This window comes from Salarchaeum sp. JOR-1 (assembly GCF_007833275.1).
Lineage (GTDB): Archaea > Halobacteriota > Halobacteria > Halobacteriales > Halobacteriaceae > Salarchaeum.
This window is the reverse complement of the sequence record NZ_CP042241.1, coordinates 2,254,267-2,271,220: the sequence shown is the minus strand read 5'-3', so window position 1 is coordinate 2,271,220 and position 16,954 is coordinate 2,254,267. Positions and strand designations below refer to the sequence as shown.

The following is a 16,954-nucleotide window of genomic DNA, read 5'->3' as shown; positions in this document are numbered from 1 at the left end:
TTGCGGCAGGGGTAAACAGTTTATACGAGATGGCGTTTAATACGGGTAGTATGGACGAAACGAGCAGGCGTACGTACCTCAAAGGAACCGCAGCCGGAGCGGCCACGCTCGGCCTCGCCGGCTGCCTCGGGTTCGGCGGCGGCAGCGGCGAAAACACCATCCAGATCGGGAGCGACATCCCCTACCCGCCGTTCGAGTACACCACCACGGAAGGAGAGCTCCGCGGGTTCGACGTGGACATCGCGGAGGCCGTGTTCGGCGACCAGCTCGGCATGAACCCGAACTTCCAGGACACCTCGTTCGACACCATCATCAACTCGCTCAAGGCGAAGAACTTCCGCGTCATCATGTCCGCGATGACCATCACGGAGACGCGCGCGGAGAGCGTGGACTTCTCCGACCCGTACTTCACGGCGTACCAGACCATCGTCGTTCGGCAGGACTCCCCGATCGACGAGAAGTCCGACCTCAAGGGGAAGACCGTCGGCGTGCAGAAGGGAACCACGGGAGAGAGCGCCGCGCAGGAACTCAAGGCCGAGTTCAACGGCGACCTCCAGATTAACTCCTACGACCAGATCGCGGCCGCGTTCAGCAGCCTCCTCAACAATCAGGTCGTCGCGGTGATCAACGACAACACGGTCAGCGCGGAGTACGTCAGCAAGAACCCCGAAGACCTCCGGTTCGTCGAGGGGGAGGGCGCGGCGACCGAACAGGGCCGGGAGGCCCCGCCGTACCTCACGCTCACCGTCGAGGACTACGGTATCGCGTTCCGCCAGGACGACGACGACCTCCGCGCTGACGTGAACGAGGCGCTCGCGACCATCCGCGAGAACGGCACGTACGACGAGATATACAACGAGTACTTCGCGGGCTAATCGCTCGATGTCCCAGCTATCGCCCACCACGGCGGCGGACGGTCACGGCTCGGACGCGCCCTCGGACAGCACGTATCGTGCGATCGGTATCGCCGCAGCGGTCGCGTTCTCGGCTGTAACGGCTCTGTTCCTCGGCGCTGCAGTTCTCCAGGTCGACCCGTCGCTCCTCGTCGAGGTCATCTACCCGCAGTTCGTCAACGCGTTCCTCATCGTGCTCGGCATCTTCGTCGTCAGCGCGTTCACGTCGCTCGTCGGTGGCGTGCTCGTCGGGCTGGGACGCGTCTCGAACACTCGCATCACGTACGGCGTCTCGACCGTCTACGTCGAGTTCTTCCGCGGAACGCCACTTCTCTTCCAGCTCGTGATGGTCTACTTCGGGATTCCGGAGCTCTGGCCGGGCGCGTTCCCGCCGGACTGGAAGTACCCGGCCGCCGTTCTCGCGCTCACGCTCAACCACTCCGCGTACATCGGTGAGGCCGTCCGCGGCGGCATCGACGCCGTCCCCGACGGCCAGATGGAGGCCGCGCGGTCGCTCGGGATGGGTTACGTCCAGTCGATGCGGGAGGTCGTCCTCCCCCAGGCGTGGCGGAACGCGCTCGCCGCAATCGGAAACGACCTCGTCATCGTCATCAAGGACACGTCCCTGTTGACGTTCATCGCCGTCCCCGAACTCATCGACGCGTTCCGGAGCATCTACTCGGCGACGTTCGACGCGTGGACGCCGATCATCATCGTCGCCGTCGCCTACCTCGCGCTCACGGTGCCGCTCGGCGCGCTCGTGCGGTACATGGAACGCCGCGCGACCCCGGGAGGTGGCCACGAATGAGCGAGGCACAGCTCGTCTTCGACGGCGTGAACAAGTACTTCGGCGAGAACCACGTCCTGAAGGATATCGACCTCGACGTCGAGGACGGCGAAGTCGTCGTCGTCGTCGGCCCCTCGGGGAGCGGGAAATCCACACTCCTTCGGTGTACGAACCGCCTCGAGGAGATTCAGTCCGGCGAGATCCGACTGGAGGGGGTCTCCCTCACCGACCCCGAGACGGACATCAACCGCCTCCGCCAGCGAATCGGCATGGTGTTCCAGTCGTTCAACCTCTTCCCGCACAAGACCGCGCTCGAAAACATCACGCTCGCCCCGCGAAAGGTCAAGGGTGTCTCGGGAGACGAGGCCGAACGCACGGCGCGCGACCTCCTGAGCCGCGTCGGGCTCGAACGGAAGGCCGACTCGTATCCCCACCAGCTCAGCGGCGGCCAACAGCAACGCGTCGCCATCGCCAGAGCGCTCGCGATGCATCCGCACGTGATGCTGTTCGACGAGGTGACGAGCGCGCTCGACCCCGAACTCGTCGGGGAAGTGCTGTCCGTGATGCGCGACCTCGCGGACGAGGGGATGACGATGATGGTCGTCACCCACGAGATGGGGTTCGCGCGCGAGGTCGGAGACCGCATCGTGCTCATGGCGGACGGCGAGAAGGTCGAGGAAGCCCCTCCCGCGGAGTTCTTCGAGAACCCGGAGACGGATCGCGCCCAACAGTTCCTCTCGAAGTTCCTCGAAGTCTAGAACTCCGTCACCACTTCCACGCCGTTCGTCCCGTAGTCGTCCATCGCCGCCAGCCGCTCCGGAACCGCGTCCAGCGAGAGTTCGCGCGTGACGAGCGCGCCCGGGTCTACCTTCTCGGCGTCGATGAGCGCGAACAGTTCGTCGTAGCTCGTCGGCGACATCCCCCGCGACCCGAGGAAGGAGAGTTCGTGCCGGGTCATGTAGTCCGTCGGCAGACTCACCTCCCCCTTCTCGGCGTCCGTGGTGAGGCCGAGCTGGACGTGCGTGCCGCCCGACCGCAGGCTCTCGACGGACGCCCGGCACGTCTCCGCGCTCCCGAGCGCGTCCAGCGACACGTGCGCGCCGCCGACGCGTTCCTGGATCTCCGCGGCGGCGTCCGCCTCGGCGGCGTTCACTGTTTCGGCCGCGTCCATCCGGGCCGCGGCGTCGAGCGCGTCGTCCCGGATGTCGACCGCGACGACGCGCGCGCCGAGCGCGCTCGCGACCTGCACCGCCGACAGCCCGACGCCGCCGCAGCCGTGGACGGCGACCCAGTCGCCCGCGTCGAGCGGCGCGCGGTGCGCGAGCGCGTGGAACGCCGTCATGAACCGACAGCCGAGCGCCGCCGCCGCGCGCGCCGACACGGACTCGGGGCGGTGCGTGACGTTGTAGTCAGCGTGCGGCACCGCGACGTACTCCGCGAACGCGCCCGGAACCGCGGGCTCGAACCCGAGCGCGTACCCGTCCTCACAGCGGTTCCCGTGCCCCGCGAGACACCGCGGACACGACCCGTCGCCGAGGCAGAACGGCACCGCCACCGCGTCGCCGACCGCGAACTCCGACACCCGGTCGCCGACCTCGACGACTCGTCCCGCGGGTTCGTGGCCCAGAATCTGCCCCGTGGGAACGTCGTCGTCCGCCCACTCCCCGTGGCCCTTCCACGCGTGCCAGTCGCTCCGACACACCCCACAGGCGTCCACCTCGACCACGACCCCGTGCGGGGCGGCCGTCGGTCGGTCGACTTCCGTGACGTCGAGCGGTTCCCCGTACTCGCGCAGGACTGCGGCTCGCATACTACCGGCTTCGTGCACAACGTTTTCACGCTCCCGGTGTGACGCCGCCCGTATGGCGCTCGAATCGATTACAGCCGGTCCGTGGTCGCTCGTCCCGGCGCTCTTCGCGATCTCCCTCGCGTGGTACACGAAGGACGCGCTCGTCGGACTGTTCGTCGGCGTCGCGAGCGCAGCGGTCGTCTACGGCGCGCTCCAACCGACAGTCGTCGGCGTGCCCGGAACCGTCGTCGCGACCCAGCTCGTCCCCGTCGTTCGCGTTCTCGGCGTGGAACTCGGGCCCGTGAACGCCGGGAACGCCCTCGGCGCGCTCTTCGGGTTGAAGGTTCTGCCGACGCTCGTCGCCACCTCGCCGCTGTTCAGCAGCGCCTGGTACGTCGAGAACGTCCTCGTCGCCATCTTCGCTATCGGCGGCATGATGGGGTTGATGATTCGCGCCGGGGCCATCCAGGGCGTCCTCGACGCGCTCGCGTCCCGCGTCGACTCCGCCGCGGACGCCGAGAAGGCGACCTTCCTCGCCGGCATCCTCATCCACATTGACGACTACTTCAACTGCCTCGTCGTCGGGTCGATGATGCGCCCGCTCACCGACAAGTATCAGGTGTCGCGGGCGAAACTCGCGTACTACGTCGACTCGGCCGGCAGTCCCGCCGCCCGCCTCGCGTTCTACTCCACGTGGGGCGCCGCCCTCATCTCCTTCATCGCCGCTGGCGTCAAACAAGCCGCCCAGCAGGGCCAACTTCCGGACGCGCTCTCCTCGTACGTCACCCGGAGCGGCGACGGCGTTCAAGTCGTCACGGACGCCCTCTGGCCGCTCTTCTTCAACAGCATCGCGTTCGGGTTCTACTCGTGGACCGCGCTCCTCGTCGCCGCGCTCGTCGCCTGGCAGGTGCTCCCGAACGCCTTCGGCATGAAGACCGAGGAGGAACGCGCCCGCGCCGGCGACGGCGTCGTCGGCCCCGACGCGGATCCCATGATCTCCGAGGAGATGGAGGAGTACGCCATGTACGAGGGCGCGACCCCGCGCTGGACGAACTTCGCGATTCCGCTCGCCGTGATGGTTCTCGTCGCGCTCGGCGCGATGTTCTGGACGGGCCGCGCGCTCATCGAGACCGCGGCCGGCACGTTCGCGCTCCACATCGGCGGCGTCCAACTCGGCCTCGCCGCCACGACCGCGATGGTCGTCGCGTTCGTCCTCTACCGCGTCCGCGGCGACATCCCCTCGAACGACGACGGCACCGACGCCCTGCTCACCGGCTTCAAGGGCATCTTCCTCGCCGCCGTCATCCTCATGCTCGCGTCAAGCATCCAGAACAGCGTCACCGTCCTCGGCATCAGCAGCTTCGTCACCGACTGGTTCGCCGGCATCCCGCCCGCGTTCATCCCCGTCCTCGTCTTCCTCGCCACGAGCTTCATCAGCTTCAGCGACGGCTCCTCGTGGTCGACGTACGGCATCATGTTCCCCATCGCGATTCCCGTCGCGTTCGCGACCGGCGCGAACCTCCCCCTCGTCCTCGGCGCGGTGTTCTCCGGCGGCATCTTCGGCGACCACTCCAGCCCCATCAGCGACACCACCGTCCTCGCGTCCTCCACGAGCGGCAGCGACCACCTCGTCCACGTCCGCACCCAGATTCCGTACGCCATCGCGTCGGCGACGGTCGCCGCCGTGCTCTTCTTGATTCTCGGCGTCCTCCTCCCCGAAGGCTTCCGCGTGATACCGTACTAGAAGAAGTCCTCCAGCCCGGACTGCGCGTCGTCCGCGCCCTCATCGTCGGCGTTCGCCGACTCCTCCTCTTCGACGAACACGTCGTCTTCCGCGTCCGGTTCGCCGTCCGCGGCGTCCGCGTCCGCGAGGTCGGCTTGCCCCTCGAACGCGCCGCCCGAGTGCTCGACCGCGCGCTCCTCGCGGAGTTCCGCTGCGTCAGCGACGATGGACTCGACCTTGTTCGTGGTCTTCCCGCTGCCCGTGACGAACGCGACGTGTTCCTCGCTCATCTCGTAGGCGGCGGCCATCGCCACCGTGAGCTCGCGGTTCTTGCAGTGGTGCGTCATCGCCGCGAGGAACGGTATCAGTTCGCGGCGCGCGCTCCCCATGCTCACGCCCGCGGACTCAGCGATGTGTCGCGCGACGTAATCCCGCTTCTCCCGCGTGCCGCGCGAACTCCCGAGCTTCGACCAGTACGACGGCGGACCGTACCGCGTCCAGCCGCCGTGGTCGCCCTGCCGCGCGGCAGCGACGCCCGCCGCGACGTTGTCGGTCGCGTACCGCCAGTACGAGTAGTTCTGGGTCGCGCGCACCCGCCCCAGCCACTTGTCGGCGTTCGACAGGAAGCCGTAGGCGTCCGCCAACTCAGATCCAGAATAATCCTTCGGGACGTTGTCCTCCACCCAGTTCAGGAGGTCGTCCGGCGTCTCGTCCACGTCGTACGCCGCCTGCAGGGACTCCTGCGCGCCCTTGTTCTTGATGACGTCGTCGAGGAAGTCGAAGATGCCCTCCGTCGTGTCCCGGTCGCCCGTCACCACGTCCTCCGCTTCGAGCACGTCGTCGGTCTCCGCGAGCGCCTGCAGGTCGTTCACCGCGGATCGCAGGTCGCCCGCGTTCTTCCGCGCGAGCGCGTCCAGCGCGGCGTCCTCGTACTCCACGCCCTCCCGCCGACAGATGTCGCGCAGAACGGGAACGATGCTGCGCCGGGAGACGTCCCGGAACTCGATCTCCCGGCACGCGTTCCGGAGGCCGTTCGACATGTCGTAGTACTCGTTCGCGATGAGCACCATCGGCTGACTCGCCTCCTTCACCAGGCGTGTCACCGCGCGCGCCCCGCCGCGGTCGGCGTTCCCGTGGATGTTGTCCGCCTCGTCCATCACGATGAGTTTCCGCCCGCCCGACCCGCCGGTGAGCGTCCCCGATTTCGCCGCCTCGCCCGCGACGCGCTCGATGACGTCCTTCGTCCGGCTGTCGCTCGCGTTCAACTCGATGGTGTCCCAGCCCATGTCGCTGGCGAGCGCGTGCGCCGCCGACGTCTTCCCTACGCCCGGCGACCCGTGGACGATGACCGCCTCCCGGTGGTCGTCCCACGTCTCCGCCCACTCCTTCAGGGCGTCCCGGGCCTTGTCGTTGCCCCGAACCTCCGAGAGCGACGACGGGCGGTACTTCTCCGTCCAATCCATTCAACAATCACCACGACTTACTGATTGTTCGCTCGTCTGTCTCTCTGTAAATAGCATATACTCAGCTAGTAGTAGACGATGCGCCAAAAGACCGCTGGAACGACTATGTGGGAACCTCTCACGAATATGATTCAGTCTCTGACCTTATCCGAAAATCAGTAGACCAAGAAAGACACTCTTCAGATAGTTCAAACGATTCTGTTCAATTCGATGCGTCAGAATTGACTGGTGCAATTGATGAGTTAAAAAAGAATTGTGCAAGTACAAGATTCATTACACGCGCATCGACAGGATGCTTTAGTGGTTGCGAACACACCACCGACCCCAATTTCCTATCGCGAAAAAGAGTGTATCGGTCGTAACGGCTACGGTCGCTCCCGCCCAGTCTCGAGTGTGACTCGACTCTCCATCCGCGGCGTCGTCGCCGGCGCGCTGACGTACACCATCGGGTACGCGTTCGCGTACGCGACGGCGAGCGGCGATATTGAGGACGAACTCGCGGTGCTGAACTTCGTCCTCGGCGTGTTCGGCCAGGACGCGGTACCGACGTGGACGGCGGTCGGCTGGCTCGCCTACAGCGCGATGTACGTCCCGCTCGCCTACTGGAACACCACGCAGAACCTCCTCGCCGACGCCAACCCCCTCGTCCACCTCGTTCCGGGCGTCCTGCTCGCGCTCGCGGGCGCCGGTGTCGCACGCTCCGGGACGGCACGAACGCCGACTGCGGGTGCGCGCGCCGGCGTCACGGTCGCGCTCGGCTTCCTCCCGCTGGTCGTCCTCGGCGCCTTCGCGTTCACCGTCACGCGCGGCGACCTCACCGTCCGCCCCGACCCCGCGCTCGCCGTTGCCGCGGGCGCGCTCTATCCGCTCGTGTTCGCGACGGCCGGCGGCGCACTCGCCAGCTGGCTCAGAGGTCGCGCGCAACCAGCTCTCCCCAGGAACTGAACCCGTACCGGTCGTAGAACTCCCGCGCGCGCTCGTTCGCCGAATCCACGTCCAGCACTATCCGGTCGAGCGGAAGATCCATGTCGCGCGCGGCGTCCAGCGCGGCCTCCATCAGGTCGTCCGCAACGCCCGTTCCTCGATAGGGTTCAGCGACGAATACCTCGTTCAGCACGGCCGAATCCCAGATGTAGGCGAGCGACTCGGGGAGCACGAACACGTACCCGACGAGCCCACCGTCCTCGACCGCGACCTGCACACAGCGCGGGTTCTCCGCGACGCAGTCCGCGACCCAGGACAGGTACTCCGCGCGGTACCCGTCGGTGAGTTTCGCCTCGTACGCCGCCTCCTTCGCGTCGCCACCGGTTCCCTCGCCGAGTCCGGTCTCGAACGCGCGCTTCAACCGCCAGAGTTCCTCCGTGTCGTCGTCGTACTCGCGTACCGTGACCATACGACTCGTCTCCCGTCGGTGGAGTTAGCGCTGGCGCTCTCGAACCCCGGATTCGTCGCCCGTCGATACGCTTTTTCGCTGTCGGACGAACAGGACGGTATGGACAGGGACGCTCGCGCGCACCTCGCAGAACGCATCGCCGGCGAAGTCACGCTGAGCGACGACCCCGGCGCAACCCTCCGGAAGTGGCGGACGGACTTCGGCGTCTCCCAGACCGCGCTCGCCGACGAACTCGACATCTCTTCGTCCGTCATCTCGGACTACGAGAGCGGCCGCCGCGACTCGCCCGGCATCGGCCTCGTCAGCCGTCTTGTCGCGGGCCTCCTCGACATCGACGAAGCCCGGGGCGGCGACCGCATCCGCCAGTACGGCCGCGTGCTCTCCGCGGGGTTCGAGAGCGACGTGGTGCTCGACCTCCGCGAGTACGCGACCACCGTCCCGCTCGCCGACCTCTACGACGCCGTCGGTGCGACGGAAGTCGCTGCCGGCGACCGCGACCGCGTGAGCGGCCACACCGTCATCAACAGCATCGAGGCCATCACGCGGCTCTCTGCCGAGGACTTCTACCGGCTTTACGGCCAGAGCACGAACCGCGTGCTCGTGTTCACACAGGTCTCTCGGGGCGAATCTCCCTTGGTCGCGCTCCGCGTCGTCAACCCCACGCCGAACGCCGTGCTCCTCCACGGTATCGACGAAGACGACCTCTGGGAGCACGCATCCGCGCTCGCACAGCGCGACGGATTCTCGCTCGCCATCACGAACCAGGACACGGAAGACATGCTGGACGAACTCCGCGAGTTCCCGTAGGCTTGCACGCCGACACCGTTCGGTCACGGGCGCTGTCGGCGGATTTCGCTCGCGCCCGCGACGCACTCGTCACGTCACACTGCTCGCTGGCGTCGGCTTTCCCGATGAACTCTCGCCGACCGATTGCGTGAGTGTAGCGCTCGCGCGCTCGGGCGTACGGTGGAAAACAGAACGCTGAGCTACTCGACGAACGTGTACTTCCGCTCGTTCATCGGCCCCCAGCCGTCGAACACGAACTCGCCCTCGGGCTGCGTGAACGGCTCCAGTTCCACGCGCTTCTCGTGGTTGTGGCGGTCGTGCACCTGCTCGTACTCGCCGAAGGAGATGTCGTAGCGGTCGTCTATCTGGTCGTAGATGTCGCACGCCTCGATCTCGTCCTTCCAGTCGTCGGCCACGGTCTCGGCGTGAATCTCGGCCTGCGCGCCCGAACCGTACGAGCCCACGAGGAGGGTTTCGCCCGCCATCTCCGTGCCGTCCTCGGCGGCTTCGAGGAGCGCGCTCATCCGCGCGATGTGCACGGATCCGGTGTACCAGTTCCCGACTTCGCGGCTGATGGAGAGCGTCGGGTCGATGACCTCGCCATACCAGTCCTGGTACTGCTCGGTGTCCCCGAGCGCGTCCATGTACTCCCGAATCGCCTCCTGGTAGGATTCCTCGTCCTCGAACTCGCCGGGACGCGGCTGGCGGCCGATCTCGTCCGCGAGCGAGTCCTCGTGCTCCGTGTCCCGGACGACGTGGCGGTACGCGAGCAGCGCGGCTTTCCGCACCATCCCCGGGAACGGCGTGTGGAACGGCGCGTACTCGAAGTTCTCCAGCTCCACGTCGCCCGCGACGGACTCGTAGTCTTCGAGGGCTTCGCGCATCCGCGCGAGATACACCTGCACCGAGCGCTTTCCGTCCACGCTCGGGAACTGCTGGTTCGGCTTGAGGAAGTCCGTCTCGTCCGCCGACCCGTAGCCTTGCGCGTGACTGAGTTCGACGAGGCTCGGGTCTTCCGTGATGTACATCGCCACCGCGCCCGCGCCCTGCGTCGCCTCACCCGCGTCGCCGCGCGCGTACAGCGCCGTGTCCGTCGCGACGACCAGCGCGCCACGACCCCGATTCCGGCCCGCCTTGATCCAGTTGTACGCGTCGTCGACCGACTGCGTCCCCGAAATACACGCGAACTTCCGCTCGCCCTTGTTCGCGTGATGGAAGTCCTCGTCGTACACCTCTTCGAGGCAGCCAGCGACGTACGTCGAAACCGGCTTCGAGTTGTCGAACGCGGACTCCGTCGCCACGTCGATACGCCCGATGTCGTCGGGTTCGAGGCCCTTCCGCTCCATCAGCTTGTACGCCGCGTTCGACGCCATCGTCACGATGTCCTCGTACGCGTCCGGGAAACTCGACGCCCGCAGCCCGAGTCCCTTCGTGTACTTCTCCGGGTCGTCGCCCTTCTGCGGCGCGAACGTCTCCGGCAGGTCGAGCTTCAGTTTCCCCGTCCAGATTTCGACCGCGTCGATACCGACTGCTGTCATACTCGCGTCTACAGACACTAGCTATATGGGTTTGTCGATAGGACGTTCGACGAACGTCGAAACTTAGGTGGTGTTGAAGTATAGCACGAGTGGCTCCCCCATTGCTCGTGTAGAATGTGGCCTTTATCTCTGCACGCTCTCCGCTTTCTAGCGCCGACACATCATCTATGTTGACCTCGTTACCGTTCCCGGTCTGGAATGATCTGAAGTTAACGTCCGTTTCGTCGTTGTTCCCGATCGTTGCAGATTCTGCGAGGTTCTTCGGCGATGTTCCGATCTGGTACTCTCCATTTGCGAACCCGTTCACGCTGTCGAACGAGATGTTATTACCGAGGTCACTATCCGTCGATGGGTCGTTCAGCGCTTCGATGTGCTTGCGGCGCTCCTCCTCCTCATGTGCTGACAGTCCGGGATTCACTGACGCTAGCACCTGCTTGATCATAAACCGTGATTGTCACGTTGTACTCTTGCTTTTTGTCTATCCTGATTTCGCGTGTGAACGAGTCACTTCCGCCACTGACACTGGGAATTCCGGTGGTGTATACTTCGTTTCCAGTATTGACGTTAACGACGGTGATCGTAGCATTTTTCAGATCACCGTCTGGGTCACTCAGACCCGCTGAGACTGTAATCTTCCCACTTCCCCCGGTCGCCGTTACCGACACCGAATCGATAGAGGGAGGTGACTTAATCGCTCCAGGACTGACGGTCTTCACCGTCAGGTTATCGCTTCCCCCAGCGGTCGCATAGATCGTTGTAGCCCCGCTCCCACTGTTCCATCCCATGTCGACGATCGCCTGCCCAGTCTCATCCGTCGTGGCCTCGGACGGGGAGAACCCTGTGACGATTCCAGTGGAGTTCGACGCGTAGTCGACGAAGACGCCGGCGAGAGAATCGTCATTCTGTGTGACGTTCGCGGTCACCGAAATCGGATCCGGTGCCGTATCGGGATCGATAACTAATGTATTGTTACTGCTACTATACTGGATTCCGTTATTGTTATTAACAATCCAGGAGGTGTTCCACGCTACCGTATAGGGAGACGTGTCATTCCCAACGCCACCGTTAGGTTCCTCTCTCGCCGGTTTCACATCGAAATCGACGTATTCGGCAGGCGCTGGATTGTTCGTGATGCGCGCGGTGGCGTTTTGAGCAGTACCCGTGAACTCGAAACTGACCCGGCCATCTCCCCCAGTCCACTTCACATCCTCTCCGACGATGCTCGGTGGATCCATCGTTACAGAGACGTTCTTCTTCACCAGATTCTGGTACTTATCCCGCACCTCGAACGTCACCGTTTCTCCCACTGTCGCCGTCTCGGCGTCCGTGGTGATGTACGCCGGATCCGGAGATTCCGTCTTCGAGCCGACGCCGACGCGAGCCGCCCGGAACGTGTAATTGTACGTCGCGTTCAACGTCACCTGTACGCGACCGTTAGCCCGCTCCACGTCCTTGACGTGCGGATTGTTCGGGGGGTCGAGTGACGTGCTGTTCTCCCAGCGGCCTGCCGACATCCGCGACGGGAACGTGATCGTAATCGGAGCGCGGTCGTTCCCCGTCAACTCGATCGTTTGCTCGCTGTCGTACGGGCCGCTTAGGACTTCAGGGTCGATCGCGGTCGCGCCGACGCCGTTCTGGAAGTACGTGCCGTTCAGCGTGACCAGCGTAATCGTCGGATTGCCGGATTGGTTGGTAACGAGTTTCTGATCCGTTATCGCCGGCACGGTCTCGACAGACCCGAAGTCGTTGTAGAGCAAGCCGTACTCAAGGACGGAAGACGGCGCGGTATTGTAGAGGTTATACTGTGGCTCGTACACGAGCGACTTCGTCGTGTAGTTAAGAACGTTGTCTTCTTCGAAGAAATCCTTCGTTTCGGGGTTGCTACCCGCATACGTCGCGTTCGCGATGGTGACGGTGCCGCTCTTGTTAGTCTTGAGCGTCCCCGTCGCTGGTGGCGGGTTCACGAAGAACGCTCGCACGGGATACCGTGTGCCGAGCTTCACCGATTCTGGCCGGCCCGCACCGGAGCCCGCGGCGCTGAGAATGGAGTTCCGGACCGTCACGAGGTCGGACTGGACGGCCTGACTGTGCTGGAACTCTATGGCCTTGTTCTCCTGGGGGACGACGTACGCCTGGTAAGTGGAGAGGAAGATGACGAGGATGGCGAACAGCAGGATGGCGCCGATCTGCACGGTCACCCCGCGCTCGTCCTCCGGGAGTCGCATTACCTCTGCTTTCCGTCCGAGCGGGATAAATCCTTACTCGTCTTCTTCGACGACTTCGGGCTGTGCGAGCGCGCTCTGGAGGCTGTCCAGGCCGTTCACCCACTCGACGACCAGTCCGTATTCGAGGTCGTCCGCGAGCTCCATCGGGAGGTCGTCGCCGTCGATGATGCGGGTGCCGGCGCAGGCGGCGAGGCCGAGCGCGCGGTCGAAGTCCTCTTCGTCCTCCGCGCCCGCGGCGGCCTGCACGTACTCCTCGACGCTCGCTTCGTCCGCGACGCCGTCCGCGACGTACTGCTCGGCGGAGTAGAACACGGCGACGAGGCTCGTCTGCACGCCGTCCACGAGCATCAGCGTGTCCTCGTCCGCGATGTCGGGTTCCGCGAGCACGGTCTCCCGAATCTTCGCGAGTTCGTCCAGCGTCTCCTCCGCGTCCAGGTCGCCGTCCTGGTGGTCGGTGACGATTTTCGCGACGGCGATGGCCACGTCGTCCTGGAGGTTCAGGAGGAGGCGGGCGGAGTCCTCTTCCTCGGGGTCGAGGTCTTCGTCCCGAAGCCGGTCGAGCCAGTTCTGCCAGCGTTCGTCCGCGTAGTACTCTTCTTCGTTCTCACTCATACCCAGAACGCCGGCCGCCCGGGTGAAAGTCCTTTCTTTTAGGCCAGGGAGGCCTGGGTGTCGATACCGTAGACCGCTCGCGGCGTCTCCACGTGCGCGTTCCTGACGGCGTCCTCGAACCCGTGTTCGAGTAGCCAGTTCACCCGACGGGGAACGGTCTTCGGCCCCATCACCATCCCCGGGCGCTCGGGGTCGTCCACGAAATCAGTCTCCATCAGGAACGGCGCGCCGCGCTCTGCGGCGCGCTCCAGTCGATCCTTCTCGCTCATCACGCTCGGCGTCACGCCCGCGAGTTCGCCCGCCGCGTAGTGCTTCACCACGCGCTCTGCCCCCAATCCCTCCGCTTCCGCCCACTCCCCGACCGCGGTCAGGTCTTCGGTCGCCTCGGTGTGGAGTTGCACCGCGAGGTCGCGGTCGGCCGCGAGCGCGAACGCGTGCCGCATCACGTCGTTCGACGCCGCCCACACGTCCTCGGACACGTCGTAGTGCGGCCGCCCCGACTTCAACGCCACCGCGTCGCTCGACGCGGCGTACTCCGCGGCAACCTCCAGTCCCGCCCGCATCAGGTCGCCCGCGTCCGCGGGACTGTGGCCGTCCTCGACCAACTGCGACACCAGACCGGGGTGGACGCCGAGCACGGGCCACGCCCGCCCCCGGAGTTCTTCGGTCGCCCGCTCCACGATTTCGATGGTCGTCTCGAACACGTGCTCGAAGTCCTCCCGCGACTCAGGGAGGGGGCCGAGGTGCCACGAGGGCTTGTTCACCACGAGCAAGTGGGTGCCGCCGCTCCGCGCGAAGTCCGTCACCGCCTCGATGCCCCGCGCGTGCTCGGGGTCGAGGTGCATGTGGTCGTCGAGAACCGGCGTGCCGAGGTCGCGCATACTCACGGATAGCGGGCGGCCGCCTGAAGAACCTACTCTTCGAGCAGTACCGCGTCCGTCGCCGCGTTCCGCAGCGCGTCCGAACTTCCGTGTTCGCCCGGCGTGACCGCGAGCGTGTCCACGCCCCCGCGCGCCGCTTTCTCGAGCACGGGCTTGAAGTCGATGTCGCGGGACGCGATTGCGAGCACGTCGATATCGCCCGTCACCGCGAGCTCGGTCGCGTCCACCGCGAGCTTCACGTCCACGTCCCCGCTCGTCACCCGCACGTCGTACCCCCGTGCCTCGCCCGCCTGAATCAATCCCGGCGTCGCGTGCTGGTCGAGGTAGAGACGAGTGACCGCGAGCGTCCCCGCGTCCGCGGCGGCCTCCCGCACGTCGTCTAAGTCCACGTCGAACTCCTCGCGCAACACGTTCGGCCCGTCCACGAACAGGCCCACCCGCCGCCCGCCGTCAACGAGGTCGCGCAGTCCCATACCACGGGGAGGGAGCCGACTCCGCCTAACGGTTCCGATCCGCCCCAAGACACTACACCCGGCCGGGCGAATCCCCTGGTAATGGCGACCGGAATCGAAGCCCAGTTGCTCGACCTCGTCGGCATCTTCATCATCGCCGCCGCGGTCGGCGTGTTCGTCGCGAAGGTCGGACGGTTCCCGTACACCATCGCGCTCCTGCTCGCGGGTCTCGCCGCGTCCGTCCTCGGCGTGCATCCCGGCATCCCCATCAGTCACGACCTCATCCTGTTCGTCCTCCTCCCACCCCTCCTCTTCGAGGGCGCGGTGAACACGGAGCTCGAACGCTTCCGAGAGAACCTCCTCCCGATTCTCGCGCTCGCGGGCGTCGGCCTCGTCGTCTCCATCGCCGTCCTCGGGTACGTCGGAACGACCGCCTTCGACTTCCCGCTCCTCGTCGCGCTGCTGTTCGCGGCGATGATCCTCCCCACGGATCCCGTGAGCGTGCTCGCGCTCTTCAAGGAGCTCGGCGCGCCCGACCGCCTCAGCGTGCTCGTCGAGGGCGAGAGCCTCATCAACGACGGCCTCGGCGTCGTCCTCTTCATGACTCTCCTCGAGCTCGTGCAGGAGTCCCAGCAGACGGGCTTCACCGCGAGCGACCTCCTCACGCCCGGCCGCCTCGGGTCGGTCGCGCTCGAAATCCTCGTCGTGAGCGGCGGCGGCCTCGTCGTCGGCCTCGTCGCGGGCTACGCCGTCTACCGCGTGATGTACAACCTCGACGAGCACATGACCGAGACCGTGCTCGCAATCGTCCTCGCGTACGGGAGCTTCCTCGTCGCCGAACACTACCTCGGCGTCTCCGGCGTCATCGCCGTCGTCGTCGCCGGTCTCTTCGTCGGCGACCGCGCCGCCGAGAACGCGATGAGTCCCCAGACGAAGATAACGGTGTTCAACACTCTGGAGACGGGTGCGTTCCTCGCGAACACCTTCATCTTCCTCATGATCGGCATCACGACCCCCATCGACGTGCTCGTCGAACACGCCGCGCTCATCGCGCTCGCCATCCCGCTCGTCCTGCTCGCGCGCGCACTCGCCGTCTACCCCATCTGCGCCGCGCTCAACCGCCTCGTCGACCGCGACATCCCGTTCGCCTACCAGCACGTGCTCGTCTGGGGCGGCCTCCACGCGTCCATCCCCGTCGCGCTCGTCCTCGGGCTCCCCGCCGGCACGCCCTACCGCGAGGAACTCCGCGCGCTCGTGTTCGGCGTCGCCGCTTTCAGCCTCGTCGTCCAGGGGCTCACGATGGGGCGCGTGCTCGACCGCCTCGGCGTCGTCACCCGAACGGACGCCCAGCGGCTCTACGAGCTCCTCACCGGACGCAAGCGAGCCGTCGAGGACGCGCTCGACGCCGCCGAGTCCCTCCGCCGCCGCGGCGAACTCCCCGCGTCCGTCTACCGCGACTTCTCCGACGAGTACGAGGCCGAGGAAGCCGCGCTCGAAGACGCCATCGACGAACTCCTCCAGACCAACCCCGAAATCCGGCGTGAACAACAGCTCACGGGCGAACGCCGCATCCTCAAACAGGAGAAATCCGCCGTGATGGACGTGATGCGCGAGGGCATCGTGAGCGACGACGTGGGCGAACAGCTCCTCGAAGAGGTGAACCTCAAACTCAACCGCGTCCGCGACGGCGAAACCACCGTCGGCAGCGACGAGGAGGGGTTCGAGGAGTTCTGGCGCGAACGCGCGGACGACCTCGGCCTCGACGTCCCCGACCGGGGCGAGGATTGAAGGCGGAAGCCGACCCAGCGCGGGATGCCAGCCCCGGAACACACCCGCTGGCGCACCATGCACTGCACGAACTGCGACAACACCACCGCGTTCTCGCTCACGCTCTCGCACACGCTCCCGATAGACGCCACCGCCGACGGCCGACCCGCGGTGTCGGTCTCCCTCCAGTGTCGCCGCTGCGACAGCCTCGCGGTCGACGGCGACCCCCTCGATGCGCTCCGCGATTACTTGTAGGCGGCGGCGCGGAGGCGGCGCGTCACGTCCGCTACCCGGTTCGCAGACCAGTACTGCCTGAAGTACTCGCGCCGCCGAACGGTGACCAGTCCGCCGTCGCCGAGCGCGTCGAGGTCGTCGAGCGCCTCGACCGCCGCGTCCGTCGCGTCGGCGAGGCTCGTTCCCCGATAGACGCTCGTGCGCTCGGTTCCGGTCTCGATGTCGACGCGGACGGTCGCGTCCACGGTCGCGCCGTCGCGGACGACTGTCGAACCCGGCCTGAGGACGACGACACGCGTCTCGTCGGCCGCTTCTTCACCGCCGCGGAAGTGAACGTTCCCGGACACCTGTGTGACTATTTCGTCTAAATAGCTACAAGGCCATAAGGCTGCCGCCCGGTCTATCCGTGGT

17 protein-coding genes are annotated in these 16,954 nt (G+C 66.0%); 8 read left to right on the top strand and 9 right to left on the bottom strand.

Features of this window, described 5'->3' with window-relative positions; translation table 11 throughout:
* Window positions 1–50 precede the first annotated feature (50 nt).
* The 3 genes from FQU85_RS12870 to FQU85_RS12860 are packed head-to-tail and all read left to right on the top strand — an operon-like array spanning window position 51 to window position 2,438.
* Window positions 51–875 (top strand): basic amino acid ABC transporter substrate-binding protein, encoded by an 825-nt coding sequence (locus tag FQU85_RS12870; RefSeq protein ID WP_145848566.1) that lies wholly within the window; start codon window positions 51–53, stop codon window positions 873–875.
* Between the two features lie 7 nt (window positions 876–882).
* Window positions 883–1,701, top strand: a complete 819-nt coding sequence (locus tag FQU85_RS12865) for an amino acid ABC transporter permease (RefSeq protein WP_145848564.1) — start codon at window positions 883–885, stop codon at window positions 1,699–1,701.
* The gene (locus FQU85_RS12860) at window positions 1,698–2,438 is read left to right on the top strand and encodes an amino acid ABC transporter ATP-binding protein (protein WP_145848562.1); all 741 of its coding nucleotides are present in this window, start codon (window positions 1,698–1,700) and stop codon (window positions 2,436–2,438) included. Before FQU85_RS12865 ends, FQU85_RS12860 begins: the two co-directional genes overlap by 4 nt.
* Here the strand turns inward: FQU85_RS12860 and FQU85_RS12855 are convergent.
* Window positions 2,435–3,490 carry a zinc-binding dehydrogenase gene (locus tag FQU85_RS12855; RefSeq protein ID WP_145848560.1) on the bottom strand — a complete coding sequence of 352 codons (1,056 nt, stop codon included), beginning with the start codon at window positions 3,488–3,490 and terminating at the stop codon, window positions 2,435–2,437. The genes FQU85_RS12860 and FQU85_RS12855 overlap by 4 nt on opposite strands.
* 52 nt (window positions 3,491–3,542) lie before the next feature.
* Here FQU85_RS12855 and FQU85_RS12850 point away from each other — a divergent pair, with 52 nt between their 5' ends.
* Window positions 3,543–5,213 (top strand): Na+/H+ antiporter NhaC family protein, encoded by a 1,671-nt coding sequence (locus tag FQU85_RS12850; protein WP_145848558.1) that lies wholly within the window; start codon window positions 3,543–3,545, stop codon window positions 5,211–5,213.
* Here FQU85_RS12850 and FQU85_RS12845 read toward each other — a convergent pair.
* Window positions 5,210–6,655 carry a replication factor C large subunit gene (locus FQU85_RS12845; RefSeq protein WP_145848556.1) on the bottom strand — a complete coding sequence of 482 codons (1,446 nt, stop codon included), beginning with the start codon at window positions 6,653–6,655 and terminating at the stop codon, window positions 5,210–5,212. The two genes, FQU85_RS12850 and FQU85_RS12845, sit on opposite strands and share 4 nt — an antisense overlap.
* A gap of 393 nt (window positions 6,656–7,048) precedes the next feature.
* Here FQU85_RS12845 and FQU85_RS12840 point away from each other — a divergent pair, with 393 nt between their 5' ends.
* Window positions 7,049–7,600 carry a transporter gene (locus FQU85_RS12840; RefSeq protein WP_145848554.1) on the top strand — a complete coding sequence of 184 codons (552 nt, stop codon included), beginning with the start codon at window positions 7,049–7,051 and terminating at the stop codon, window positions 7,598–7,600.
* Here FQU85_RS12840 and FQU85_RS12835 read toward each other — a convergent pair.
* On the bottom strand, window positions 7,563–8,048 hold the full coding sequence (locus FQU85_RS12835; RefSeq protein ID WP_145848552.1) for a GNAT family N-acetyltransferase: 486 nt from the start codon (window positions 8,046–8,048) through the stop codon (window positions 7,563–7,565). The two genes, FQU85_RS12840 and FQU85_RS12835, sit on opposite strands and share 38 nt — an antisense overlap.
* Before the next feature lie 99 nt (window positions 8,049–8,147).
* Here FQU85_RS12835 and FQU85_RS12830 point away from each other — a divergent pair, with 99 nt between their 5' ends.
* The gene (locus tag FQU85_RS12830) at window positions 8,148–8,855 is read left to right on the top strand and encodes a helix-turn-helix domain-containing protein (protein WP_145848550.1); all 708 of its coding nucleotides are present in this window, start codon (window positions 8,148–8,150) and stop codon (window positions 8,853–8,855) included.
* Between the two features lie 179 nt (window positions 8,856–9,034).
* Here the strand turns inward: FQU85_RS12830 and hmgB are convergent, their stop codons facing one another.
* The 5 genes from hmgB to FQU85_RS12805 form a co-directional block, all read right to left on the bottom strand.
* Window positions 9,035–10,372 carry a hydroxymethylglutaryl-CoA synthase gene (hmgB, locus tag FQU85_RS12825; RefSeq protein WP_145848548.1) on the bottom strand — a complete coding sequence of 446 codons (1,338 nt, stop codon included), beginning with the start codon at window positions 10,370–10,372 and terminating at the stop codon, window positions 9,035–9,037.
* Between the two features lie 392 nt (window positions 10,373–10,764).
* The gene (locus FQU85_RS12820; RefSeq protein WP_145848545.1) at window positions 10,765–12,597 is read right to left on the bottom strand and encodes a hypothetical protein; all 1,833 of its coding nucleotides are present in this window, start codon (window positions 12,595–12,597) and stop codon (window positions 10,765–10,767) included.
* Between the two features lie 33 nt (window positions 12,598–12,630).
* On the bottom strand, window positions 12,631–13,209 hold the full coding sequence (locus tag FQU85_RS12815; RefSeq protein WP_145848543.1) for a DUF2150 family protein: 579 nt from the start codon (window positions 13,207–13,209) through the stop codon (window positions 12,631–12,633).
* 38 nt (window positions 13,210–13,247) lie between these two features.
* Window positions 13,248–14,090: a TatD family hydrolase gene (locus tag FQU85_RS12810; protein ID WP_145848541.1), complete on the bottom strand. Its 843-nt coding sequence runs from the start codon at window positions 14,088–14,090 to the stop codon at window positions 13,248–13,250.
* Between the two features lie 32 nt (window positions 14,091–14,122).
* On the bottom strand, window positions 14,123–14,563 hold the full coding sequence (locus FQU85_RS12805; protein ID WP_145848539.1) for an NYN domain-containing protein: 441 nt from the start codon (window positions 14,561–14,563) through the stop codon (window positions 14,123–14,125).
* A gap of 81 nt (window positions 14,564–14,644) precedes the next feature.
* Here FQU85_RS12805 and FQU85_RS12800 point away from each other — a divergent pair, with 81 nt between their 5' ends.
* Window positions 14,645–16,330: a sodium:proton antiporter gene (locus tag FQU85_RS12800; RefSeq protein ID WP_145848537.1), complete on the top strand. Its 1,686-nt coding sequence runs from the start codon at window positions 14,645–14,647 to the stop codon at window positions 16,328–16,330.
* Between the two features lie 57 nt (window positions 16,331–16,387).
* Entirely contained in the window at window positions 16,388–16,564 is a 177-nt protein-coding gene (locus FQU85_RS13450) for a hypothetical protein (RefSeq protein ID WP_168219994.1), read from the top strand.
* On the opposite strand, the gene FQU85_RS12795 is transcribed toward FQU85_RS13450, so the two are convergent.
* Window positions 16,555–16,890 (bottom strand): hypothetical protein, encoded by a 336-nt coding sequence (locus FQU85_RS12795; protein WP_145848535.1) that lies wholly within the window; start codon window positions 16,888–16,890, stop codon window positions 16,555–16,557. The genes FQU85_RS13450 and FQU85_RS12795 overlap by 10 nt on opposite strands.
* Window positions 16,891–16,954: the final 64 nt, after the last annotated feature.

Coding starts and splice junctions, on each gene's coding strand:
- FQU85_RS12860 (WP_145848562.1), top strand. CDS start 1,698: ATGAGCGAGGCACAGCTCGTCTTCGACGGCGTGAACAAGTACTTCGGC.
- FQU85_RS12845 (WP_145848556.1), bottom strand. CDS start 6,655: ATGGATTGGACGGAGAAGTACCGCCCGTCGTCGCTCTCGGAGGTTCGG.
- FQU85_RS12820 (WP_145848545.1), bottom strand. CDS start 12,597: ATGCGACTCCCGGAGGACGAGCGCGGGGTGACCGTGCAGATCGGCGCC.
- FQU85_RS12865 (WP_145848564.1), top strand. CDS start 883: ATGTCCCAGCTATCGCCCACCACGGCGGCGGACGGTCACGGCTCGGAC.
- FQU85_RS12805 (WP_145848539.1), bottom strand. CDS start 14,563: ATGGGACTGCGCGACCTCGTTGACGGCGGGCGGCGGGTGGGCCTGTTC.
- FQU85_RS12855 (WP_145848560.1), bottom strand. CDS start 3,490: ATGCGAGCCGCAGTCCTGCGCGAGTACGGGGAACCGCTCGACGTCACG.
- FQU85_RS12810 (WP_145848541.1), bottom strand. CDS start 14,090: ATGCGCGACCTCGGCACGCCGGTTCTCGACGACCACATGCACCTCGAC.
- FQU85_RS12870 (WP_145848566.1), top strand. CDS start 51: ATGGACGAAACGAGCAGGCGTACGTACCTCAAAGGAACCGCAGCCGGA.
- FQU85_RS12800 (WP_145848537.1), top strand. CDS start 14,645: ATGGCGACCGGAATCGAAGCCCAGTTGCTCGACCTCGTCGGCATCTTC.
- FQU85_RS12835 (WP_145848552.1), bottom strand. CDS start 8,048: ATGGTCACGGTACGCGAGTACGACGACGACACGGAGGAACTCTGGCGG.
- hmgB (WP_145848548.1), bottom strand. CDS start 10,372: ATGACAGCAGTCGGTATCGACGCGGTCGAAATCTGGACGGGGAAACTG.
- FQU85_RS12830 (WP_145848550.1), top strand. CDS start 8,148: ATGGACAGGGACGCTCGCGCGCACCTCGCAGAACGCATCGCCGGCGAA.
- FQU85_RS13450 (WP_168219994.1), top strand. CDS start 16,388: ATGCACTGCACGAACTGCGACAACACCACCGCGTTCTCGCTCACGCTC.
- FQU85_RS12815 (WP_145848543.1), bottom strand. CDS start 13,209: ATGAGTGAGAACGAAGAAGAGTACTACGCGGACGAACGCTGGCAGAAC.
- FQU85_RS12850 (WP_145848558.1), top strand. CDS start 3,543: ATGGCGCTCGAATCGATTACAGCCGGTCCGTGGTCGCTCGTCCCGGCG.